Origin of the sequence: Sphingomonas sp. (genome assembly GCF_031380695.1) — a bacterium.
Lineage (GTDB): Bacteria > Pseudomonadota > Alphaproteobacteria > Sphingomonadales > Sphingomonadaceae > Sphingomicrobium.
In genome coordinates this window covers 1-22,357 of the sequence record NZ_JANMWY010000088.1, presented here as the reverse complement: position 1 = coordinate 22,357, position 22,357 = coordinate 1, and the positions used below count along the sequence as shown (strand labels likewise).

19 protein-coding genes, 1 tRNA gene and 1 pseudogene are annotated in these 22,357 nt (G+C 65.9%); 10 read left to right on the top strand and 11 right to left on the bottom strand.

The annotated features are described in order from the left end of the window. From RMN84_RS03430 to RMN84_RS03420, 3 genes and pseudogenes are all read left to right on the top strand, one after another. Positions 1–182, top strand: a pseudogene (locus tag RMN84_RS03430) (arginine N-succinyltransferase); the annotation flags it as partial. Continuing rightward, on the top strand, positions 182–1,447 hold the full coding sequence (locus RMN84_RS03425; protein WP_309610804.1) for an N-succinylarginine dihydrolase: 1,266 nt from the start codon (positions 182–184) through the stop codon (positions 1,445–1,447). The pseudogene RMN84_RS03430 and the gene RMN84_RS03425, both read left to right, overlap by 1 nt. Before the next feature lie 76 nt (positions 1,448–1,523). Continuing rightward, positions 1,524–1,847, top strand: a complete 324-nt coding sequence (locus RMN84_RS03420) for a hypothetical protein (RefSeq protein ID WP_309610803.1) — start codon at positions 1,524–1,526, stop codon at positions 1,845–1,847. Here the strand turns inward: RMN84_RS03420 and RMN84_RS03415 are convergent. Beyond that, positions 1,774–2,130: a hypothetical protein gene (locus RMN84_RS03415; RefSeq protein ID WP_309610806.1), complete on the bottom strand. Its 357-nt coding sequence runs from the start codon at positions 2,128–2,130 to the stop codon at positions 1,774–1,776. The genes RMN84_RS03420 and RMN84_RS03415 overlap by 74 nt on opposite strands. Before the next feature lie 123 nt (positions 2,131–2,253). Beyond that, entirely contained in the window at positions 2,254–2,496 is a 243-nt protein-coding gene (locus RMN84_RS03410; RefSeq protein ID WP_309610802.1) for a hypothetical protein, read from the bottom strand. Positions 2,497–2,700: 204 nt separating this feature from the next. On the opposite strand from RMN84_RS03410, the gene RMN84_RS03405 reads away from it, so the two are divergent. Next, the gene (locus tag RMN84_RS03405) at positions 2,701–2,886 is read left to right on the top strand and encodes a hypothetical protein (RefSeq protein ID WP_309610801.1); all 186 of its coding nucleotides are present in this window, start codon (positions 2,701–2,703) and stop codon (positions 2,884–2,886) included. A gap of 51 nt (positions 2,887–2,937) precedes the next feature. Here the strand turns inward: RMN84_RS03405 and RMN84_RS03400 are convergent. Beyond that, a tRNA-Arg gene (locus RMN84_RS03400) sits at positions 2,938–3,014 on the bottom strand. 91 nt (positions 3,015–3,105) lie between these two features. On the opposite strand from RMN84_RS03400, the gene RMN84_RS03395 reads away from it, so the two are divergent. Next, positions 3,106–3,618 (top strand): hypothetical protein, encoded by a 513-nt coding sequence (locus RMN84_RS03395; protein ID WP_309610800.1) that lies wholly within the window; start codon positions 3,106–3,108, stop codon positions 3,616–3,618. A 30-nt stretch (positions 3,619–3,648) separates the two neighbouring features. Here RMN84_RS03395 and RMN84_RS03390 read toward each other — a convergent pair whose 3' ends face one another. From RMN84_RS03390 to RMN84_RS03355, 8 genes are all read right to left on the bottom strand, one after another. Beyond that, positions 3,649–5,859 carry a fused MFS/spermidine synthase gene (locus RMN84_RS03390; protein WP_309610799.1) on the bottom strand — a complete coding sequence of 737 codons (2,211 nt, stop codon included), beginning with the start codon at positions 5,857–5,859 and terminating at the stop codon, positions 3,649–3,651. Positions 5,860–5,904: 45 nt separating this feature from the next. Further along, a complete protein-coding gene (locus RMN84_RS03385; RefSeq protein WP_309610798.1) occupies positions 5,905–7,179 on the bottom strand; it encodes an APC family permease in 1,275 nt (424 codons plus the stop codon). Continuing rightward, positions 7,176–8,171, bottom strand: a complete 996-nt coding sequence (gene hemB / locus RMN84_RS03380; RefSeq protein WP_309610805.1) for a porphobilinogen synthase — start codon at positions 8,169–8,171, stop codon at positions 7,176–7,178. Before hemB ends, RMN84_RS03385 begins: the two co-directional genes overlap by 4 nt. 138 nt (positions 8,172–8,309) lie before the next feature. After that, positions 8,310–11,180 (bottom strand): valine--tRNA ligase, encoded by a 2,871-nt coding sequence (locus RMN84_RS03375; RefSeq protein ID WP_309610797.1) that lies wholly within the window; start codon positions 11,178–11,180, stop codon positions 8,310–8,312. A 46-nt stretch (positions 11,181–11,226) separates the two neighbouring features. Next, positions 11,227–13,272, bottom strand: a complete 2,046-nt coding sequence (locus tag RMN84_RS03370; protein ID WP_309610796.1) for a S9 family peptidase — start codon at positions 13,270–13,272, stop codon at positions 11,227–11,229. Between the two features lie 43 nt (positions 13,273–13,315). Beyond that, positions 13,316–13,714: a DUF2497 domain-containing protein gene (locus RMN84_RS03365; RefSeq protein WP_309610795.1), complete on the bottom strand. Its 399-nt coding sequence runs from the start codon at positions 13,712–13,714 to the stop codon at positions 13,316–13,318. A gap of 38 nt (positions 13,715–13,752) precedes the next feature. After that, entirely contained in the window at positions 13,753–15,198 is a 1,446-nt protein-coding gene (locus tag RMN84_RS03360) for a TolC family outer membrane protein (protein WP_309610794.1), read from the bottom strand. 21 nt (positions 15,199–15,219) lie between these two features. Next, positions 15,220–15,939, bottom strand: a complete 720-nt coding sequence (locus RMN84_RS03355) for a protein-L-isoaspartate O-methyltransferase (RefSeq protein ID WP_309610793.1) — start codon at positions 15,937–15,939, stop codon at positions 15,220–15,222. 36 nt (positions 15,940–15,975) lie between these two features. Between RMN84_RS03355 and RMN84_RS03350 the strand changes: the two genes are divergently transcribed. The 5 genes from RMN84_RS03350 to RMN84_RS03330 form a co-directional block, all read left to right on the top strand. Continuing rightward, complete coding sequence (locus RMN84_RS03350) at positions 15,976–16,917, top strand: metalloregulator ArsR/SmtB family transcription factor (protein ID WP_309610792.1); 942 nt, start codon at positions 15,976–15,978, stop codon at positions 16,915–16,917. Continuing rightward, positions 16,914–17,816: a methylenetetrahydrofolate reductase [NAD(P)H] gene (gene metF, locus RMN84_RS03345; protein WP_309610791.1), complete on the top strand. Its 903-nt coding sequence runs from the start codon at positions 16,914–16,916 to the stop codon at positions 17,814–17,816. Before RMN84_RS03350 ends, metF begins: the two co-directional genes overlap by 4 nt. Next, entirely contained in the window at positions 17,813–18,868 is a 1,056-nt protein-coding gene (locus RMN84_RS03340) for a homocysteine S-methyltransferase family protein (protein ID WP_309610790.1), read from the top strand. Before metF ends, RMN84_RS03340 begins: the two co-directional genes overlap by 4 nt. A 24-nt stretch (positions 18,869–18,892) precedes the next feature. After that, a complete protein-coding gene (metH, locus tag RMN84_RS03335; RefSeq protein WP_309610789.1) occupies positions 18,893–21,490 on the top strand; it encodes a methionine synthase in 2,598 nt (865 codons plus the stop codon). A gap of 70 nt (positions 21,491–21,560) precedes the next feature. Beyond that, positions 21,561–22,357: methionine adenosyltransferase domain-containing protein (locus tag RMN84_RS03330; RefSeq protein ID WP_309610788.1), on the top strand; the 797-nt coding region annotated here is incomplete at its 3' end.

Sequence of the window (22,357 nt, the reverse complement as noted above, 5' to 3'; positions counted from 1 at the left end):
CGGTGGCGGCGATCGATGGTGGCGGGACTCATCAGGTGATTGCATCGGCCGGGCGGTTGAAGGGCTTCGCCGCCTGTTGCGCCATGATCGCCGCCGATGGCGACGGCGCGACGATCGACCCGGGGTCGGCGGCGGCGCTGGGGATCGGGGTCGGCGACCGGTTCACGGCGGTGGCACGCTGATGCCGGGCCATGACGCGAAGATTACGGAGATCAACTTCGACGGGCTGATCGGGCCGAGCCACAATTATGCCGGGCTGAGCGTCGGCAATCTGGCCGCAATGCGCAATGCGGGCGATGTGTCGCAACCGCGCGCGGCGGCGCTGCAGGGGCTCGACAAGATGCGCGCCAATCTGGCGCTCGGCCTCAGGCAGGGGCTGTTCGTGCCGCCGGCTCGGCCCGCCCGCACGTGGCTGGCGGAACTCGGGACGACGGTTGACGAGGCGGAGCCGCTACTGGCGGCGAATGCACTGTCGGCGTCGGCGATGTGGGCGGCCAATGCGGCGACGGTATCCCCTGCCCCCGACACGCGCGACGGCAAGTGCCACCTGACCGTCGCCAATCTGCGCACCATGCCGCATCGCAGCCATGAGTGGCCGGCAACGCTGGCCCAGTTGCGGCTGACGTTCGCGCATGAGGGGTTCGCGGTTCATGGACCGGTGCCGACGGCGTTCGGTGACGAGGGCGCGGCCAATCACATGCGGCTGGCGCGGGCGCATGGTGCGGCGGGGATCGAGCTGTTCGTCTATGGCATCCTGGGCGGTGCCTTCCCGGCGCGGCAGCATCTCGAGGCGTCGAAGGCGGTGGCGCGGCTGCACGGGCTCAATCCCGAACGGGTGGTGTTTCTGGAGCAGTCCGAGGAAGCGATTGCAGCCGGGGCGTTCCACAATGACGTCGTCGCGGTCGCCAATGAGGGCGTGCTGTTCGCGCACGAGAAGGCGTTTGCCGATCGGGCGGCGGTCGCCGAGCTTTGCGGACGCGGTGACTATGAGCTGGTCGAAGTGGCCGACGCGCGAGTTCCACTGGCCGACGCGATATCGTCTTATCTGTTCAACGCCCAACTGGTTACGCCGCCTGACGGCGCGATGACGTTGATCGTGCCGAGCGAGGCGCGGGCGACGCCATCGGTATGGTCGTGGATCGAGGGGCATCTGGCGTCCAACGGGGCGATCCGGCGGGTCGAGGTGGTCGATGTGCGCCAGTCGATGGCCAATGGCGGTGGGCCGGCGTGCCTGCGCCTGCGCGTGGCGTGCGACCCGGCGACGGTCGATCCGCGCTTCCTGGTCGACGATGCGAAGCTGGATGCGCTGAGTGAAGTGATTGGCGCGCACTGGCCGGTCGAGATCGAATCCGCCGACCTACAAAAGCCCGCGTTGATCAACCAGATCGAGGTCGCTCGGGCAACGTTGCTGGAAGTGCTGGAATTGACCGAGCTTTTGTCGGGTTAATTGACATTTTACCATATCCGTTATGGCTTAAACGGCGGCATTCCGGGCTTGGCACGGCGCTTGCTTAAGATATGGCATGAGTATGCGTCTTAAACGGCTGTTCACGATCAAGACCCGCTTCGAAGCGTTCCTCGTTATCTATGCGATCGCGGTCGGCGCGGTCGAACGCGGCCAGCATTATATGGCGCAATATCCGGGGAATGGCGGCTTGTTGCTCGCGCTGGCGTGCAGCGGCGTCGTGTTTATGGCCGGCGGTAAGCTACTCGACTCGGTGCGGCCGATGGCGGCTACGCACGTCCTGCCCGGCCCGGCCAGGCGTCGCCCAATCAGTCGTAATCGACCCAGGTCGCGCCCGATGCGTTCCGGTTCAAGGTCAGCAATTTCGCTTCGCACAGATTGACGCCGGTCCACTCCGCGACGGCACCGTCGCTCAGTATTGCCTTGATATCGAACGCGCAATCCGGATCTGTAAACGGGATTTTTGCCTGGCTGTCGCGGATCGGACCGGCCGGCAAGGGCCGCCAGCTTTGCGTGCCCGTGCGGCGAATGGATAGCGTGGTCAGAGACTGGCCGGTAGCATTGGCGATCGTCAGGCCAGACGCACCGGGCGCCGCCACCAGCGAAGACAGCGGAAGCATCGCCAGCGAAGCGAGGAGCGCGAGAGGGCGAGACAAGCGGTTCATTGCGCTAATGTACCCCTACGACGCGACTTTTCAATCGGCAGGCGGCCTTCGTCTCTCGCCGGAACGAACGAAGGCGACCGGGGTGGGGTCCCGATCGCCGTCGTCAGATAGCCGGGGTCGTCGTCACGCCGCGTTGGCGTGGACGAATACCGGGCGCGAGCGCTGCATGGTGCTGAACATCGCACCCTGGCGATAGCTTTCCATCAGTGGCAGCGCGGTCGCGCAAAAGCCGCATTCAGCGAGCGTTCGCCCGACGAGCCAGTGGGTCCGCCCGCAACCGGGACAGTGGTTGATTTCATTCTCGCGATACACGGCGTGATAGCCGCGCTTGGCGGGGTCGAACTGAGTGAGAGCTACATTCGTCATGGCCGTCCCTTCCCTGGGTTTTGCGGATCAACGAGCGATGAGTCGTTAGGTTTCAACGATGACTTGATTGAGCGCCGGTGTCACTATCGCGCAACGCGACTGTCCCGAGACGGCACGCATCCGTCCCGTTTCGGTTCATAACCATTCATTAAGTTTCATTCGGCAGGGTGCGTGATGGCCGGTGGGTCAATGCGGAGGCGAGTCATGGAGTCGAACCAGCGCTATTATCTTCGTCGGGCGTCGGAAGAACGCACCGCGGCGCTGCGATCGATTACTGCCGAGGCCCGAGCGTGGCATGCCAAGCTGGCAGGTGAATTCGCCGAACGTGCTGCCACAGCCTGCCAGGCACCGATGCCGCTGGCGATGGCCGGAATTGCGCTCAGCGTCTGATTTCCGTCAAACCGGATAGGGACATCGCCAAAGCCGGACTACTACAGAAATTGGCGCGCCCGGAACGATTCGAACGTCCGACCCTCAGATTCGTAGTCTGATGCTCTATCCAGCTGAGCTACGGGCGCGCGGAAGGGCTGGCACATAGGGGGCGATGGCAGGGGGCGCAACCCCGCGTGGGCGATTGCGCGGGACGGTAGGCACCCGTAGACCGTGACGATGAGATCGCTCCTAAATTCGCTCCCTGCCCTGCTCGCGCTTGGGCTGCTCGGTGCCTGCTCGAAGAGCGCGCTCAACCCGCCGTCGCTGGCACCGCGCGCCGCGGAGAAGATCGATCCGCGCATTCCGGTCGAGCATCCGATCGTCAAGCGCGGGGCCAATCTGACGCTGGCAGCAAAGCTGGCGGCGCTGCTCAACGAGGCGGAATCCGGCGATACGGCGTTCCGCGCGGCGCTGGGCCCGGCGCAAAAGGCGGTCAGCGCGGCGGGGACGGCGCGCAGCGAAAGCTGGATAACCGCCCAGCAGCAGCTGTCAGCGCTGGAATCCGCGCGCGCTCCGACGACCCGGGCGGCAGCGGCGATCGATGCGCTGGCGGGAGACGCCGTCAAGGCCGACAACGGGATCGACACCGACGAGCTGAGTGCGATCCAGCGCGCGTCGCAGTACGCCGATGCGATGGCGGCGCGACAGGCCGGCGAGATTGCGGCGATGGCGGCGCGGCTGGGGTCGTAGCTTTCTTGCCGGGTTAGACTGCGCGGTCGATCAATTGCGCCACAGGATGATCGGCAAGATGCTGGCGTGGTCGTCGGTCCACGGCGCGGCGGCGGTCGGCGCCAGCGGGTTCCAGGCCTGCGGTCCGCTGAATTTTTCGACCGCAGCGATAGTCGCCGGCGCGGGCGAGAGCATGACCCACAGCGACGGGCCGCTGTGCCATTTCCGATCAGCCTCGGGCGGCTCGTAATAGCGGGTTCGCGCGATCCAGCCATGCGCCGCAGCGGCCGACACTACCGGCTTCAAATCGAGGTAGCGGTTGGAGATGTGTACCATGAGGATGCCGTTGACGCTCAAGTGGCGGCGGTAGAGGTCGAACGCTTCGAGCGTCAGCAGGTGCATCGGCACGGCATCGGACGAAAAAGCATCGACCACGAGCACATCGGCGCTGCCCGGTGCCTCGGCCTCTAGCATCAGTCGCGCATCGCCCAGCACGACGTCTGGGCGCGGCTGGCAATTGGCGAGGAAGCGGAAACGGGTTTCGGCGAGGGTCACGACCTTCGGGTCGATCTCGTAAAATTTCCATGCCTGGCCGGGCCGGGCGTAGCAAGACAATGTACCCGCGCCGAGCCCGACGATGCCGACGCGCGCATTCGGAAAGATCGCCGGCGCCGCGTCGAGCGCGAGGCCGACGCCGGATCCATGGACATAGTAGCTCGTCGGCATCCGCTCGCGTTCGGGCGTGCCGAGATTTTCGATCCCGTGCGAGGTCGTGCCGTGGACCAGCAGGCGAGCGTTGTCGTCGAGCTCGCGCACCGAATAAATGCCGAAGAAACTGCGCGTCATCCGCCCGTCCATCGACAGGCCGAGCCGCAGCCAGCCGCCGAGGCTCAGCATGAGCGCAGCCATCGCCAGGGCGAACAGCAGCCTGTGGCCGATCGTCAAGATTGCGATGACGATGATCGTCAGGACAGCGGCGAGGAACAGTGGGCCGCGCGACATACTGGTGAAGGTCGAACTGGCGGCGATAGCGGCGATCAGGGTGACGATCGCGACCCAGCGAGCGATGCGCTTCGATCGCTCGCTGCCATCCCAAAGCGCGCCGAACATCGGAAAGGGATTGGTTCCGACGAGTGCGAAGGCGGCGGCGATCAGCAGGATCGGATGCTCGTAGCTCCAGTCGAAGGTCAGCGGCGCGACCAGCGCGCAGAACAGCCCGCCCAGGACCCCGCCGACCGAGGTCGCGAGGTAGAAGCCGGTCAGATGCGCCGCGTCGGGGCGCGTGTCGAACAGGCGCCCATGGATGGCGGTGGCGATGAAGAAAAAGCACAGCAGGGTCACCGCCGCGACGCTGAGCGCGAACGGCACGGCGTCGGACGAGACGGTGCAGGCGGTGATCAGCAGTGCGAACGGCGCGATCCGCGTCGCCAGCGTCGCCGTGCCGCGCTTGATGGCGAAGGCGGCCGAGAAGCTGAGCAGATACAGGCCGAGCGGGACGACCCAGAGCAACGGCATGGCGACGATGTCGGTCGTCAGATGCAGCGTCGTCGACAGCATCAGGCCCGACGGGATGGCGGCGAGCAGGATCCAGCGCACGACCATTGCGCGGGCCGGGCCGGCGGTGGTCGCCCGAACCTCGACCGAACCAACGCGCGGCAGAGTCAGCGCGCATCCCGCGAGCAGCACGGCGAGCAGGCCGTAGCCGAGGCTCCATGCCAGGCTCTGCAATGCGACGGGAAGCAGCGGTTCGACCACCAGCGGGTAGGTGATGAGGCCGAGAAAGCTGCCGAAATTGGAAGCGGCATAGAGCGGATAAGGATCGCCGCCCCCGGCCAGCGCAAACCAGCGCTGCATCAGCGGAGCCTGCGCCGAGACGACCAGGAACAGCGGGCCGATGCTGACGATCAGCAGCCACGGCACCCACAGGAAGATATTGGCCCCAGGTGACGGCGCGCCGGCGATCAGCGCGATCGGCAGGCTGAGCGCGGCCAGTGCGAACAGCGCGAGTTGGACGATGGCCTGTCGCCGCGGCGCGAGGCGGCCAAGAAAATGGGCGTAGGCATAGCCGGCGAGCAGCAGCGCCTGATAGACCAGCATCGCCGAGTTCCACACTGCCGGCGCGCCGCCGAGTCGGGGCAACGCCATGCGCGCGACCATCGGCTGGACGAGGAACAGCAGGAAGCTGCCGGCGAAGACGCAGGCGATGAAGCGGGCGCGAAGGTAACTGCCGGTTGCGACCGGACGAAGTGCTAAGCTGGCCATCCGTCCGTCCTACCGCGCGGACTTTTGAAAATGGTTAACGTCGGTTCAGATGGTGACCGCTGTGCGCGGGCGAGGCCGGGCGATGAAATAGAGCAGGACGCCGACCAGCGAGAGCAGGGCGAGGCCGCGCCATTCCTCAGTTTTCGACTGGCTGGCCGCCCCCACGCACAGTGCCGCTGCAATCAGCGGAAACAGCAAGCGGCGGGGCCAGCCGCGATGCGCGCCAAACTGCCGGTCGAGGCGCGGCGCGGCGAGGATGCAGCCGAGATAGGACGACAGCCGGGCGAGCGTGCTGACGACGGCAAGCAAGACGAAGCTTCCGGATAAAGCAAGTGCGAGGGAGAAGATGCCGAAAAAGAATATCGAAAGGGCCGGGGTTCCGAATCGTGGCCAGATGGCGGCGAAGCGGGCGGGGAGCATCTTTTCCTCGCCCATGCCGACGGTCAAGCGCGGGCTACCGAGCATGGATGCGCCGAGGTTGCCGACCACCGAAACGAGCAACGTCAGCGCGAGCGCATAGCCGGCCAGCGGGCCGCCGAGGCGCGTCGCGAGGTCGAGCAAGGGGGTTTCGCTGTTCGCCGGGGCCGATGCGGAATAAGCCCACTGCACCGTGACATAGAGCAGCCCGACCGCAACCACCGTGCCAACCAGCGCCAGCGGCAGAATGCGCTTGGCATCGCGCGTCTCGCCGGCAGCGGTCGCGCCCGACTCGAATCCGGTGAAGGCGTAGAGCGCGACGAGCGCGATGCTGGCGGCGTCGGCGACTGGCGGGATGATCGGGGCTGGGCCGGGGCCGAAGGTGGCCAGCGAGCCGATGGCGAGGATCAGCAGCGGGGCGAGCTTAAGCAGGGTCAGGCCGCCGAGCGCGGCGAGTGCCTTGCGGACGCCGATGACGTTGAGGACGGTCAGCGCGGCGAACAGCGCAATGATGATCGCCGCGCGTCCGCTGGACGAGGCGGTGAGTGGGAATAGCGCCGCGCAGGTCAGTGCAAGGACGTTAGCGTTGGCGGCCTGCGACGAGGAGCGCGCGATGTACGATAGCCACCCGGTGAGGAAGCCCGCGAACGGTCCGAATGCGGTGCCGACATAGACGACCTGCCCGCCCGAACGGTCGAAGTGGCGCGCGCAATCGGCGAAGGACAAGGCGATGCAGATGAAGCCGAGCCCGGCGAGCGCGAGCAGGATCGGGGCGAAGGTCCCGACCGCGGCGTCGAGCTTGCCCGGAAGCGCGAAGATGCCCGTCCCGATCATGCCGTTGGTAGCGATAAGGATGACGCCGGCGAGACCGATCGCACGGATCGGGGCGGCGGGTTCGCTCACCCGGCCATCAACCGCGCGGCATCCCTCGCGTGGTAGGTGAGGACGCCGCTCGCCCCGGCGCGCTTGAACGACATCAGCGTCTCCAGGATCAGTGCGTCGCGGTCCCCGGCCCCGGCCGCCGCCGCCGCCTCGATCATCGCATATTCGCCCGACACGGCGTAGGCGAAGGTGGGCACGTTGAAGTGGTCCTTCACCCGTGCCAGCACGTCGAGATAGGGCAGGCCCGGCTTGACCATGACCATGTCCGCACCCTCGGCGAGGTCGAGGGCGACTTCGCGGATCGCCTCGGCGCCGTTGGCCGGATCCATCTGATAGCCGCGCTTGTCGCCCTTCAGCAGCCCGCGCGAACCGACGGCGTCGCGGAACGGGCCGTAGAAGGCAGAAGCATATTTGGCGGCATAGGACATGATCGCGACGTTGCGATGGTTGCCGGCTTCGAGTGCGGCGCGGATCGCGGCGACGCGGCCGTCCATCATGTCCGACGGGGCGACGATATCGGCCCCGGCTTCGGCTTGGACCAGCGCCTGGCCGACCAGCTGCTCGGTCGTCTCGTCGTTGAGGACATCGCCGGCGGCATCGGTCAGCCCGTCGTGGCCGTGGGCGGTATAGGGGTCGAGCGCGACGTCGGTCAGGACGCCGACCTCGGGCACCGCGTCCTTGATCGCGCGGATGGCGCGGCACATCAGATTGTCGGGGTTTTGGGCTTCCTCGCCGCGTTCGCTGCGCAGGTGCGGCGGGGTGTTGGGGAACAGCGCGATGCACGGAATGCCGAGATCGCGGGCCTCGCGGGCTCGGTCGGCGAGGCGGTCCACGGTCCAGCGGCTCACCCCCGGCAGGGTCGCGATCGGCTCCTCGCCGTCCCGCCCCTCGGCGATGAACAGCGGCCAGATGAGGTCGGCGGGACTGAGGATATGCTCGGCGAGCATCGCACGGATCCACGGAGCGGAACGGGCGCGGCGCATGCGCATCGCGGGGAAGGTCGGTTGAGACATGGGCGCCGTGATAGCCATCCGCCCCCTCCCCGTCATCCCCGCCTAGGCGGGGATCCCGCGCGCTTTGACCAAGAAGAAGAAGCGAGTTCCCGAGTCCGCGGGCGAGTCCCGGGTCGAGCCCGGGATAACTGAAAAAATTTATCCTAATCGGGCCAGTGCAGCGCTCAACCGCTTGGCCTCGGCGGCGCGGGCGTCGTGGTCGGCGCGGGCTTTCTCCACCGCCTCGGGCTTGGCGCGCTCGGCGAAAGCGGGGTTGGCGAGGCGGGAAGCGAGGGAGTCGCGGTCTTTTGCCGCGGCGGCGATGGCTTTTGAGAGGCGGGAGCGTTCGGCGTCGAGATCGATCGTATCAGGCACAACGACGATATAGCTCCGACCATCTACGACGATTTGGATGCCCTTTTCATCACGAACAAACATCGAATTCATCGGCTCGGGTGAATCGTTAAAGGGACCCGAGCCAGCTCGACCTTGAAACATATTCGTCTTCGTCATCTTTTGAAAAACAGCCGCATGTTCAAAGAGCTTGGTTCGCGCGTCGTCATTGTCGTCAGCAAATTGGAGCCGTAAAGTTTCTGACCACGGAAGATTGAATTCCGATCTCACTGAACGAACTTCAGAAATCAAATTGATGACTTCTTTGAGAGATTGGCTGGCAGAAAGGTCGGCCCGAGCGTCGGGCTCAGGCCACTTCGCCACAATCAGGTCATAAGGCCGCTCGCCCATCGCGTGCCATAATTCCTCGGTGATGAACGGCATCAGCGGGTGAAGCATGACGAGGATCTGGTCGAACGCCCAGGCGGCGACGGCGTGGGTTTCCGAAGCGCGTTCGTCCTGAGCTTGTCGAAGGACTGCGTTTTCTTCTTCCATGGTTTCGGACAAGGCCAGCCCTTCGACAAGCTCAGGGCGAACGGAATTAAATTCGCCTTTCACCAGCTCGACGTACCAGTCGCAGAAGGTGGCCCAGGTGAATTGATAGATGGCGTTGGCGGCTTCGTCGAAGCGCAGGTAGGCGAGGGCCTGGTCCATTTTTGCGAGTGTTTCGACGACCTCGCCGATAATCCAGCGGTTGACCGGGAGGGTGGCGGGCGGCGCGGCGATCGAACTGCTCGCGCCCACCCCATTCCCCTGGAGGAAGCGCGCGGCGTTCCATAATTTCGTGGCGAAGTTGCGATAGCCCTCGACGCGCTTCTCATCGAGCTTGATGTCGCGGCCCTGGCTTTCCATCGCCGCCATGGTGAAGCGCAGCGCGTCGGCGCCGTAGCGGTCGATCAGGCCGAGCGGGTCGACCGCATTGCCCTTCGACTTGGACATTTTCGCGCCGGTCGCGTCGCGGACGAGGCCGTGGAGGTAGAGCGTTTTCCACGGCGGGGCGCCCATGAACTCGATCCCCTGCATCGCCATGCGGGCGTCCCAGAAGAAGAGGATGTCGAAGCCCGAGATGAGGACGTCATTGGGGTAATGGCGCCGTAAATCCTCCCCGGCACGGGGAGGGGGACCATCCGCAGGATGGTGGAGGGGCGTTGCCGCAAGTGGTGAACCCCCTCCGTCAGCGCTGCGCGCTGCCACCTCCCCGTGCCGGGGAGGATCAAACGGCCAGCCGAGGGTCGCGAAGGGCCCCCGTGCGGAGGAGAACCAAGTGTCGAGGACGTCGTCGTCTTGACGCAGTTCGACCCCTTCCCCAGCCTGGGATTGCGCATCGGCAATAGTTGTCGCAACGAAAATATTGCCCTTTGCATCGAACCACGCCGGAATGCGGTGCCCCCACCATAGCTGCCGGGAAACGCACCATGGCTGGATATTTTCGAGCCAGTTAAACCAGGTCTTGGCCCAGCTCTCCGGCACGATCTTGATCGCGCCGGACTTGACCGCTTCGATCGCCGGGCCGGCGAGTTTCGCCGCGTCAACATACCATTGGTCGGTCAGATACGGCTCGATCACCACGCCGGAACGGTCGCCGTAGGGAGTGGCGATGGTGCGGTCTTCGACCTTGACCAGCGCGCCAGAAGCATCGAGCAATTCGACAACCTTCTTGCGGGCGTCGAAGCGGTCGAGGCCGATCAGGTCGGCGGGGATCCGGTCGTCGCTGGTCTGGGCGATCCGCCCTGCCCCGTCGAGCATGTTGAGCATCTCGCCCGGCTTATACCCCGCGCGCTTGCCGACTTCATAATCATTGAAGTCGTGGCCCGGGGTGATCTTGACCGCGCCGCTGCCGAGTTCGGCGTCGGCATGTTCGTCGGCGACGATGGCGATCAGGCGGCCGGTGATCGGCAGCTTGACCATTTTCCCGACCAGCGCGGTGTAGCGTTCGTCGGTTGGATGGACCGCGACCGCCATGTCGGCGAGCATCGTTTCGGGCCGCGTCGTGGCGACCTCGACGGACCCGCTGCCATCGGCCAGCGGATAGCGCAAAGTCCAGAATTTGCCCTGCACCTCGCGCGTTTCAACCTCGAGGTCGCTGATCGCGGTCTGGAATTTCGGGTCCCAGTTGACGAGGCGCTTGTCGCGATAGAGCAGGCCGCGCTTGTGCAACTCGACGAACACATGCGTAACGGCTTTCGAGAAGCCCTCGTCCATCGTGAACCGCTCATTGGCCCAGTCGCAGCTCGCGCCGAGGCGGCGGAGCTGCTGGGTGATCTGGCCGCCGCTTGTCCGCTTCCACGTCCACACGCGCTCGATGAATTCCTCGCGTGAAAAATCGGTACGCTTCTTGCCCTCGGCGTCGAGCTGGCGTTCGACGACCATCTGCGTGGCGATGCCGGCATGGTCGGTGCCGACCACCCACAGCGCGTCCTTGCCCTGCAGCCGCGCGTGGCGGACGAGAATATCCTGCAGCGTGTTATCTAGCGCATGGCCGATGTGCAGCGCGCCGGTGACGTTAGGCGGCGGCATGACGATGGTGAACGGCGGCTGGTCGTCGCGCGCCGGGCGGAACAGGCCCTCGCGCTCCCAATGGGCGTACCAACGCGATTCGATTGCGGCGGGGTCGAAGGTTTTCGGCAGTTCGGTCATGGCGGCGCGGGTAGCTTGGCGAGCAAGGTTACTCAACCGTCCTAAGTTAGTGGGCGCCCTTCCCCATCCACTTGTCCAGCCACCCGAACACTTCACCGTACCACTGGATCGAGTTCTTCGGCTTCAGCACCCAGTGGTTCTCGTTGGGAAAGATCAGCAGGCGCGAGGGGATGTTGCGGCGTTGCAGCGCGGTGAAGCTCGCGAGGCCCTGCGTGTAGGGGATGCGGAAGTCCTTTTCGCTGGTGATGACCAGCTGAGGGGTCTTCCACTCCTTGACGAAGTTGACCGGGTTCCATTTTTCGAATGCGGCGGGGTCTTCGTAATAGGCCTTCTGGCCATGCTCCCACTCGTCGAACCACAATTCCTCGGTCTCATAGGCCATGGCGCGAGCGTCGAACACGCCGTCGTGCTGGACGATGCACTTGAACCGGTCGGGCCATTTGCCCTCGATCCAGTTCATCATGTAGCCGCCATAGCTGCCGCCGAGCGCGCAGGCCCGGTCGCCGTCTAGCTGCGGGTCGCTGACGACCGCATAGGCAAGGCCCTTCTTGAGATCTTCGAGCGGCCAGCCTCCCCAATTATTATGGATCGAGTCGGTGAAGGCCTGGCCGTAACCGGTGCTGCCGTGGAAATCGACGCTGACGGTGGCATAGCCGGGCGCGGTGAACAGGCGCGGGTTCCAGCGGAATGACCAGCTGTTGTTGAACGATCCCTGCGGTCCGCCGTGGACGAGGAAGGCGATCGGCAGCTTGCCGATGGCGGCGGCGGGTTTGACCTCCATGCCCCACACGCGGTCGTTATTGGCGCCGGTGAAGCTGAACTTGGCGACCGTGACCGGGTCGAGCTGCGCGAGCAGGTCGGCGTTGACCGCGGTCAGGCGGGTCTGGCGGCCACGAGCGTCGATCCGGAACAGATCGTCAGGCGCCATGATGCTGTTGAGGGTGAAGAGCGCGCCGCCATCGGCCGTCGGAATCACATTCCCGGCGCTCCCCGCCATGATCAGGCGGGTGACCCGGCCGGTAGCGACGTCCACCCGCCATATAGGCTGCTCAAGTGTGTCCTCGGCGGTGACGAGCAGGCTGCGGCCGTCCTTCGCCCAGGCAATCGATCCGACCGAGCGGTCCCATGCCTGGGTCAGCGGGCGGACCTGGCCGGTGGCGAGGGTGCGCAGCATCACGACCTGGCGATCGGCCTCGTAGGTCGGGCGGGCCATCGCGACATAGGCGAGCGTGCCGCCGTCGGGCGAGAGCGTCGGCAGCGTGTCGGTGGCGTCGTTGGCGTCGGTCAGATTGACCGGCGGCGCACTACCATCGGTCGGCGCCGCGAAGATGTCGAGGTTGGTCGAGAGCGGCTCGATCCGCCCCGACTCGCGCATAATGAAATAGGCCATGCGCCCGTCGGGCGAGAGGGCGATTTCGGTGCCGTCGCCGAACGGCTTGCCGGGCGTATCGCCGACCAGCGCACCGGTCAGCGAGGCGCCCTTGCCGACCAGCTTGCCGCTGGCGATGGCGAATCCGAACAGGCGCGATTTGACGCCGGGCTCGGCCCACGAATCCCAGTGGCGGACGAATAACTGGTCATAGGTGCGGCCGGTGCCGGTTTCGGGTTTCTTCGGCAGGTCGGCGCAGCTGAAGTCGGTGCAGCGCAGATCGCGGTCGGCCCACAGCAGGATGCGGTCGCCGGAGCGGGCGAGCTTGAACCCGCCGATGTCGCCTTTGACGTCGCTGACTTGCGCCGCCTTGCCGCCGACCGGCATCCGCCAGATCTGGTCGCTACCCGCGGCATCGCTGATCATCCACAGCGCGCCGTCCGGGCCGAACACGGCATCATGCGCACCTTTCGGCGCATTGGCGACCGCGACGGGCTTTGCGCCGACCTCGGTCAGGTCGAGCAGGAACAGCGGGTTGTTGCGCTTGTTCGCGTCGAAATCGGTCGTGCTGATCGGCATGACCGCGCGGCGCCCGTCGGGTGAGACGTCGGGCGTGCCGAGCCGGTGCATGGCATGCATGTCGTGCGCGGTCATCGGTCGGGCGGTGACTGGGATGGCCGACAGCGCGGCGATAGCGGCGGCGAGGAGGAGGTTTTGTTTCATGCGCAACGAGTAGCAAAGCGACGTGTCAGCGCAAGGGGTTAGCCTAAAGCGGCGTCCCCGTGATCCGCCCAATCTCTCGCCGGACATGGTCGTCGACGATCTCGGGCAGATTCGCGTCGAGCCAATCCTTGAGCATCGGTCGGATCATGTCGCGGATCATCGTTTCGAACGGGTTGACCACCGGCGGAAGCGGCGGCGCGGTCGCGGCCACTTCCTGCAGCTCAGCGAGGCGCTGGCGGCTGCTGTCGACCGCCTGCTCCGACGCCAGCGGCGGGCCGAGATCGAGCGGTGGAGCGACCGGCTCGCGCACCACAACCGGATCGTCGAGTTCGAGCACGTCATCGTCTGCGTCGTCCGACCCGGTCGGGGGTAGCGGCGCGGCGGCCCGCAATTCCTTTTCCTCCGCGATCACTTTCTTGATCGAGGCGAGGATGTCTTCCATCGAGGGTTCGCGGGCGCCTTGCATCGGCCCCATATTGCCTATCGCTTCGGCCCTGTCACGCCCTGTGGAAGGGCGGGCGGCACTTCGGTCGGCAGGACGGTGCGGGTCGATTGAGCGCGGGGGTTGGGATCGTTCGCCCAGTCGTTGAAGTTGTGCGCGACGTGGCGATAGTTGCCGAGCGGATCGTAGAGCGGCCCGCCGTCGAGCCCGAGCACGTCGGCCTGCGCCTGTCCCATCGCGTTGAGCAGCTGGAAGCCGGCGACATAGGCGTCGTGGCGGGCGGAGACGAGCTGGACCTGGGCGTTAAGCAATTCCTGCTCGGCGTTGAGGACGTCGAGCACGGTGCGGGTGCCGACGGTGCGTTCGGCCCGCGCGCCCTCAAGTGCCAGCGTGTTGGCGCTGACCGCGACCTGGTTGGAGGCGATCGCGCTCTGCGCCGACTGGTAGGTGGCGAAGGCCGATCGTGCCTGGGCGATCACCGCCCGCTCAGTCGCAACCGCCTGCTCAAGCACCTGGCCCTGTAGCGCTTGCGCCTGGCGGATGCGCGCCGCCGGGAGACCGCCCTGATAGATTGGGATGCGCGCCTGCACGCCGACCCCGGTCGAGGTCTGGGTGTTGGGCGCGAACGGACCGAACTGCTGGGTCGCAGTGCCGAGATAGTCGGTATAGCGCCCGCTGCCGACCGCCGAGACCGTCGGCAAGCGGCTCGCGCGGGCAACATTGATGTCATAGCCAGAGGCCCGCGCCTGCTTGGTGATGGCGATAATGTCGGGGTTGAAGACGAGCGCGATCTGCACTGCCTCGTCGGCAGTCTGCGGCAGCGGTGGCAGCGCCGGCGGCTGGGCCAGCACGCCCGGCTGGCGGCCGACGACGCGGCGGTAATTTTCCTCGCTGGCGATTAGTCGGCCCTGCGCGGTCACCAGCTGCGACCGGCCGAGCGCCAGCCGCGCGTCGGACTGGGCGACGTCGGTGCGGGTCAGGTCGCCGATCTTGTAGCGGTCGCGCGTCGCGGCCAGGTTGGTGCCGAGTACGTCGACATTATTCTGGTTGAGGTCGACGATCGAACGGTCGCGGATGACATCCATATAGGCGGACGTCGCCTCGACGAACGTATCGCCCTCGACTGCCTTGAGCGTGAAGCGACCGGCCTCGACCCGGGTTTCGGCGGCACGGATGCCGTTCTTGACGCTGCCGCCGTTGAACAGCGGATAGCTCACATCGACCCCGGCGGAGAGGTTGCGACCCTTGCCGCCGCCGGTCTGGGTGAGGTCCTGGTTGACTCCGGCGGTGCCGCTGATCGCCGGGCGGCTGCCGGCGCGGGCGATGGCGACGCCGCTGTCGGTGACCTTAAGCGCCTCGCGCTGAGCATTGATCGTCGGGTTGGCGCGATAGGTCGCGACGAGCGCCTCACGCAGCGTGTCGGCGGCGGCCGGCGCGGCCAGCATGGCGACGAGCGCAAGGGCAGTGGCAATCGAACGCGTCATCGTGGAATCTCGCTAAGGCTTTTAAAAGATGAAGGCGGGCGGGCGGGTGAAGCCGGCCAGCGGTGGGATCTCGCTGTCGGCGAAGCGATTGAAGCCGATCGTCAGGCCGATCTTGTGGCCGATGGCGAGGCGGGCGACGCCGCCAGGGACGAGCAGCGCGGTGGCGAGGCGACCGCCTTCGGCCAGCACGTCGGTGATCGCAGCGGGCACCTCGGCAATCGCGCCTTCGATCAGGATGATGTCATAGGGGCCGGCGGGGACGGTCGCGGCATCGGCAGCGCGAAGCTGTACCGTTTCCAGTCCCATCACGGTCAGCAGCGCGGCGGCATAGCCCGGCGCGGGCGACACGATCAGCGCCCGCTCGCCGGGTTGCGGCGCGGCTTCGCTCAACAGGCGAGCGAGCGGCGTGGGTGGAATCATGACGCCGCCGTCGACCGGGATCGAGCGGTCGAAATAGGCGAAGGCGCGGGCTTCGGCGGGGACATAGTCCTCGCGCGGTACGCTCCCCATCGCGGCGAGCACGGCCCCATCTGTTACGCCTTGCGGGCGCAGCTGGCTGTCGACCATCGCTCGGCGGGAGCGCGCATCGTCTTGCATTTCGGCCTTTCCGATCATGGCTGTCTTGTGGGCATAATACAGCAGATTTTCAAGCTTGTCATAGGTGGCGAAGCGCGATTGGCCAAGGTGACCACGCCGCCGCCGGTCGATTAGCGCCGCCGCTGGCCGAAGCTCCTCTTTCATCTTGACTGATATATAAGGATATCCTTATATCGGCACATGTTCTCGCTGATGGAGATTTTCCGGGCGCTCGCCGATCCCTCCCGCCTCCGCATCGTTCAGCTACTGCGCGAGATGGAGCTGTCGGTCGGCGAAATCGCGCAGGTCTTGGGCCAAAGCCAGCCGCGTGTGTCGCGCCATATCAAGGTGCTGGTCGATGCCGGGCTGGCGCTCAAGCGGCGCGAGGGCAGTTCGATTTTTCTCACTCCGGCACCATCGACCGTCGCCGTTCCGCTGTTCAACCTGCTCGATTCCGGGGCCGACGAAGTGGGCGATCACTGGGCCCGCGCTGATCGCGCCCGGCTGGCGGCCGTGCGCGCCGACCGCGCGGCGGCGGCCGAGCGCTGGTTCGCCGCCAATGCCGGGCAATGGGACAAGATCCGCTCGCTCCACGTGCCGGAGGCCGAGGTCGAGGCGGCGATGAGCGACCTGCTCGGCGACGATCTCGGCCGGCTGGTCGACATCGGCACCGGCACCGGACGCATTCTCGAGCTGCTCGGCCCGTCGGCGCAACAGGCGATCGGGATCGACCGCAGCCCCGACATGCTGCGCATCGCCCGCGCCAAACTCGACGGTGCACCCTATGAATTGCAGCAGGGCGACATCAACGCACTGCAGCTGGCCGAGGGCAGCGCCGACACCATCACCCTCCACCAAGTGCTCCACTTCCTGCCCGAACCGGCCAGCGCAATCGCCGAATGCGCGCGGCTGCTCGGCGCCGGGGGCATACTGCTCATCGTCGATTTCGCTTCGCACGAACGCGAGGAATTGCGGCGCGAACATGCCCACGCCCGGCTCGGCTTTTCGGATGAGCAGATCGCCGGCTGGCTGGCGGCGGCGGGACTGTCGCTGAGCGAGACGCGCACGCTCGAGGGCGGCGAACTGACGATCAAGCTGTGGCGTGCCGAGCGCCGCTCCTCAACCAAAGTGAAAGCGGCATGACCAGGCAACCCCTCTTCGCGGACCTTCACGGCGACATCGACGTGTCGTTCGAATTCTTTCCGCCCAAGACGCCCAAGATGGAAGAGACGCTGTGGGAGTCGATCCAGACGCTTGCCCCGCTCGGCCCGCGCTTCGTATCGGTCACCTACGGCGCGGGCGGTTCGACCCGCGAGCGGACCCACGCCACGGTGGCGCGGATCGAGCGCGAGACCGACCTATCTGCTGCAGCGCACCTGACCTGCGTCGAGGCGACCAAGGAAGAAATCAACGCCGTCGCCGAGGAATATTGGGCGGCGGGTGTACGCCACATCGTCGCCCTGCGCGGCGATCCGCCGGTGCCGGGCCAGCCCTATCGCCCGCATCCGGGTGGCTATGAAAATGCTGCCGACCTCGTCGCCGGACTCAAGAAGCTGCGCCCGTTCGAAATCACCGTCGGGGCCTATCCCGAGCTCCATCCCGACAGCGGCAATGCGGCGGTCGACCTCGATAATTTCAAGGCCAAGGTCGACGCCGGCGCGACCCGCGCGATTACCCAATTCTTCTTTTCCGCCGATTGCTTCTTCCGCTTTCGCGATACGGTCGCGGCGGCGGGGATGGATATCGAGATCGTGCCGGGCATCCTGCCGATCTCTAACGTCGCGCAAACGCGCAAATTCGCGTCGCTGTGCGGGGCGCAGATTCCGGGCTGGATGGACCGGCTGTTCGACGGACTCGACACCCACCCCGCTGCGCGCCAGCTGGTCGCCGCGACGATTGGTGCCGAACTATGCCGCGAGCTGTACGACGGCGGCGTTCGCAATTTCCACTTCTACACGCTCAACCGCGCCGAGCTGGCCTATGCGATTTGCCACCTGCTGGGTGTGCGGGCGAAAACCATTGGACGGGAGGAAGCGGCGTGATCCGGTCCGAAGCCGCCGCGCTGTTTCGCGCCGAAGCCGCCAAGCGCATCCTCGTCACCGACGGCGCGTTCGGGACGATGGTCCAGACCTATGGCCTGAACGAAGCCGATTATCGCGGGTCGATCGACACCGGGCACGACCAGAAGGGCAATAACGACCTCCTCTCGCTGACCCGGCCCGAGATCGTGCGCGAGATTACCGACGCCTATCTGGTCGCCGGATCGGACATCGCCTGCACCAACACCTTCAACGCCAACCGCATCAGCCAGGCCGATTATGGCGCGGAGAATATGGTGCGCGAGCTCAACATCGTCTCGGCGACGATCGCGCGCGATGCGGCGGACGCAGCGGCCAAGGCGACCGGCATTCCGCGCTTCGTCGCGGGCGCATTGGGGCCGACCAACAAGACATTGTCGCTATCGCCCGACGTTAACGACCCGGGCTTTCGCGCGATCACCTTCGACGAGCTGAAGGACGTCTATCTCGAGGAAGTGCTCGCGCTGGCCGAGGGTGGGGTCGACTTCATCCTGATCGAGACGATTTTCGATACGCTCAACGCCAAGGCGGGGATTTTTGCGACGCTCGAGGCGCAGGAGCAGCTCGGCCGCGAACTGCCGCTGATGATCAGCTTCACCATGACCGATCGCACCGGGCGCAACCTGTCGGGCCATTCGATCGAGAGCTTCTGGGCCTCCGTCCGCCACGCCCGCCCGCTGACGATCGGCGTCAATTGCTCGTTCGGCGCGCCCGATTTGCGGCCGCACGTGCAGGTGCTGTCGGCGGCGGCGGACACGCTGCTGATGGCCTATCCCAATGCCGGCCTGCCCAACGAACTGGGCGAATATGACGAGCGGCCCGAGACCACTGCTGGCTTCATGCGCGAATGGGCCGAGCGCGGTCTGGTCAACGTCGTCGGCGGGTGTTGCGGGACGACCCCGGAACACATCCGGGCGATGGCGGAAGCAGTCGCCGGCCACCCGCCGCGCGCCCTACCCGCGCACCGCTCCGAAACGCTGCTGGCCGGCATCGACCCAATGCGCGTCGCCGCATGATATCCCTTTCGCTTAGGTAGTTTCGTGACCCAGAATGTCACCCAGTTCGTTAACATTGGCGAGCGCACCAACGTCACCGGATCGGCGGCGTTCAAGAAGCTGATCCTCGGCGACGATTACACGCGAGCCGTGGAAGTGGCGCGGCAGCAGGTCGAGAATGGCGCGCAGATCGTCGACGTAAACATGGACGAAGGGCTGCTCGACGCCGAATATGCCATGACGACCTTCCTCAAGCTGATCGGCGCCGAGCCCGACATCGCGCGCGTTCCGATCATGATCGATTCGTCGAAATGGTCGGTGATCGAGGCCGGCCTGAAGGTCGTGTCGGGCAAGCCGATCGTCAATTCGATCAGTATGAAGGAAGGCGAGGAGCCATTCCTGGCCCAGGCGCGCAAGATCATGGCCTATGGCGCGGCGACCGTCGTCATGGCGTTCGACGAACAGGGCCAGGCCGACACTGCTGCGCGCAAGGTCGAGATTTGCGAGCGCGCCTACAAGCTGCTGACCGGGATCGGCTTTCCGCCCGAGGACATCGTCTTCGATCCCAACATCTTCGCCATCGCGACCGGGATCGACGAGCATCGCCGCTATGCCATCGATTTCATCGAGGCGTGCCGCGAGATCAAGGCGCGCTGCCCGCACGTCCATATCTCGGGCGGCGTGTCGAACCTTAGCTTCTCGTTCCGCGGCAACGAGCCGGTGCGCCGGGCGATGCACAGCGTATTCCTCTATCACGCCATCCAGGCGGGGATGGACATGGGCATCGTCAACGCCGGTCAGCTCGACATTTACGACGCCATAGACCCCGAACTGCGCGAGGCGTGCGAGGACGTCATCTGGGACCGGCGCGAGGATGCCACCGACCGGATGATCACGCTCGCCGAGCGCTTTCGCGGGACCGACGTCGTGGCCGAGAAGCAGGCCGAGGAATGGCGCGGCTGGCCGGTTGCGCGGCGGCTCGAGCATGCGCTCGTAAAGGGCATCGACGCGTTCGTGGTCGAGGATACCGAGGAAGCCCGCTTGCTCGCGCCGCGCCCGATCGAGGTGATCGAAGGCCCGCTGATGGACGGGATGAACGTCGTCGGCGACCTGTTCGGGTCGGGCAAGATGTTCCTGCCGCAGGTAGTGAAATCGGCGCGCGTGATGAAGAAGGCGGTCGCCCATCTGCTGCCGTTCATCGAGGCGGCCAAGGACCCCGGCGCGCGCGGCAAGGGCAAGATCGTCATGGCGACGGTCAAGGGCGACGTCCACGACATCGGCAAGAACATCGTCGGCGTGGTCCTGCAGTGCAACGGGTTCGAGATCGTCGATTTGGGCGTGATGGTGCCGTGGACGAAAATCCTTGAGACCGCGATCGCCGAGGATGCCGACATTATCGGGCTGAGCGGGCTGATCACGCCGTCGCTCGACGAAATGGTCACCGTCGCCGAGGAAATGAAACGCAGCGGGTTCAAGATGCCGCTGCTGATCGGCGGGGCGACAACATCGAAGGTCCACACCGCTTTGCGCATCGACGTCGCCTATGACGGACCGGTGATCCACGTCGTCGATGCCAGCCGCGCGGTTGGGGTGGCGACCAACCTGGTCAGCGACACCGGGCTTGCGGAGTATGTCGAGGGCATCAAGGCCGACTATCTCCACGTCCGCGAGACTCGCGCCGGCAAGGGCCAGAACGCGCTGCTGCCGATCGCCGACGCGCGCGCCAATGCGTTTCCAGCCGACATGCATTTGCGCCCGCCCGCGCCGGTCCAGCCGGGGGTGCATCGGTTCGCAAGCTGGCCGCTGGAGGATCTGCGCAGCGTCGTCGACTGGACCCCGTTCTTCCGCGCGTGGGAGCTGGCGGGGAATTATCCGGCGATCCTGACCGACGATGTCGTCGGCGAAAGCGCGACCGGACTGTTCGCCGATGCCAATATGATGCTCGACCGGATCATCGCGGAAGGCTGGCTGACCGCGCAGGGGACGGTCGGGCTCTGGGCCTGCCGCCGCGAGGGTGACGACGTCCTCCTCCACCTCGACGACGAGAGCCACGTCCGCCTGCCCTTCCTGCGTCAGCAGATCGCCAAGCGCGAAGGCCGGCCGAACATGTGCCTGGCCGATTTCGTCAGCCACGACGGCGACTGGATTGGCGGCTTCGCGGTCGGCATCCAGGGCATCGACCGCCACAGCGCCGGGTTCGTGGCCGACAAAGACGATTATTCGGACATCCTGCTCAAGGCGCTGGCCGACCGGCTGGCGGAGGCATTCGCCGAGCGATTGCACCAGCATACGCGCACCACGCTGTGGGGCTATGCACCGGGCGAGCAGCTGACCAACGAGGCGCTGATCAAGGAGGAATATTTCGGGATCCGCCCGGCGCCGGGCTACCCTGCCTGCCCCGACCACAGCCTGAAGCCGACGCTGTTCGACCTGCTCGGCGGGACCGAGGGGACCGGAATCACCCTGACCGAGAGCTTCGCGATGCTACCGACATCGGCGGTGTCGGGCTTTTACTTCGGCCACCCCGAAGCATCCTATTTTGGAGTGGCGCGGATCGGCGAGGATCAACTGGCCGACTACGCCGTCCGGCGCGGCGTCCCGCTCGACGAGGCGCGGCGCTGGTTGCGGCCCAACCTCGATTGACTTTGCCGACCGACACACATAACGACATTGTTATATCTGAAACTCACTGACTCCAACCATCTGGGTGCACATGCGCAACAGCTATCTCTTCACGTCCGAATCCGTTTCCGAAGGCCATCCCGACAAGGTTGCCGACCAGATCAGCGATGCCATCGTCGACCTGTTCCTAGCCAAGGACCCCGAGGCGCGCATCGCGTGCGAGACGCTGACCACGACCCAGACGGTCGTGCTGGCCGGCGAAATCCGCTGCAAGGGCGTTTACGAGAACGATCAGTGGGTCACCGGCGCGCAAGCCGAGATCGAGCAGGCCGTTCGCGATACGGTCAAGCGCATCGGCTATGAGCAGGAGGGTTTCCACTGGGAGACGCTGACCTTCACCAACAAGCTGCACGGCCAGTCGGCGCACATCGCCCAGGGCGTCGATGCGACCGGCAACAAGGACGAGGGTGCCGGCGACCAGGGCATCATGTTCGGTTACGCCACCGACGAGACTCCCGAGCTGCTCCCCGCCACGCTTTACTACAGCCACAAGATCCTCGAGCGCATGGCCGCCGATCGTCACTCTGGCGTCGCGCCGTTCCTCGAGCCCGACGCCAAGAGCCAGGTCACGCTGCGCTATGAGGAGAGCAAGCCGGTCGCGGCGACTGCGATCGTCGTCTCGACCCAGCACGGCAAGGGCTATGACCAGGGCGACAAGGAAGCCGAGCTTCACGCCTATGTTCGCCGGGTCGTCGCCGACATCCTGCCCGCCGAGCTGCTCAGCGACGAGACCGTCTATCACATCAATCCGACCGGCAGCTTCGAGATCGGCGGGCCCGACGGCGACGCCGGCCTGACCGGGCGCAAGATCATCGTCGACACTTATGG

Excerpts from the sequence above, each read along its gene's own strand:
- RMN84_RS03425 (WP_309610804.1), top strand. The coding sequence starts at position 182 with ATGCCGGGCCATGACGCGAAGATTACGGAGATCAACTTCGACGGGCTG.
- RMN84_RS03420 (WP_309610803.1), top strand. The coding sequence starts at position 1,524 with ATGAGTATGCGTCTTAAACGGCTGTTCACGATCAAGACCCGCTTCGAA.
- RMN84_RS03415 (WP_309610806.1), bottom strand. The coding sequence starts at position 2,130 with ATGAACCGCTTGTCTCGCCCTCTCGCGCTCCTCGCTTCGCTGGCGATG.
- RMN84_RS03410 (WP_309610802.1), bottom strand. The coding sequence starts at position 2,496 with ATGACGAATGTAGCTCTCACTCAGTTCGACCCCGCCAAGCGCGGCTAT.
- RMN84_RS03405 (WP_309610801.1), top strand. The coding sequence starts at position 2,701 with ATGGAGTCGAACCAGCGCTATTATCTTCGTCGGGCGTCGGAAGAACGC.
- RMN84_RS03395 (WP_309610800.1), top strand. The coding sequence starts at position 3,106 with ATGAGATCGCTCCTAAATTCGCTCCCTGCCCTGCTCGCGCTTGGGCTG.
- RMN84_RS03390 (WP_309610799.1), bottom strand. The coding sequence starts at position 5,859 with ATGGCCAGCTTAGCACTTCGTCCGGTCGCAACCGGCAGTTACCTTCGC.
- hemB (WP_309610805.1), bottom strand. The coding sequence starts at position 8,171 with ATGTCTCAACCGACCTTCCCCGCGATGCGCATGCGCCGCGCCCGTTCC.
- RMN84_RS03375 (WP_309610797.1), bottom strand. The coding sequence starts at position 11,180 with ATGACCGAACTGCCGAAAACCTTCGACCCCGCCGCAATCGAATCGCGT.
- RMN84_RS03370 (WP_309610796.1), bottom strand. The coding sequence starts at position 13,272 with ATGAAACAAAACCTCCTCCTCGCCGCCGCTATCGCCGCGCTGTCGGCC.
- RMN84_RS03365 (WP_309610795.1), bottom strand. The coding sequence starts at position 13,714 with ATGGAAGACATCCTCGCCTCGATCAAGAAAGTGATCGCGGAGGAAAAG.
- RMN84_RS03360 (WP_309610794.1), bottom strand. The coding sequence starts at position 15,198 with ATGACGCGTTCGATTGCCACTGCCCTTGCGCTCGTCGCCATGCTGGCC.
- RMN84_RS03355 (WP_309610793.1), bottom strand. The coding sequence starts at position 15,939 with ATGAAAGAGGAGCTTCGGCCAGCGGCGGCGCTAATCGACCGGCGGCGG.
- RMN84_RS03350 (WP_309610792.1), top strand. The coding sequence starts at position 15,976 with ATGTTCTCGCTGATGGAGATTTTCCGGGCGCTCGCCGATCCCTCCCGC.
- metF (WP_309610791.1), top strand. The coding sequence starts at position 16,914 with ATGACCAGGCAACCCCTCTTCGCGGACCTTCACGGCGACATCGACGTG.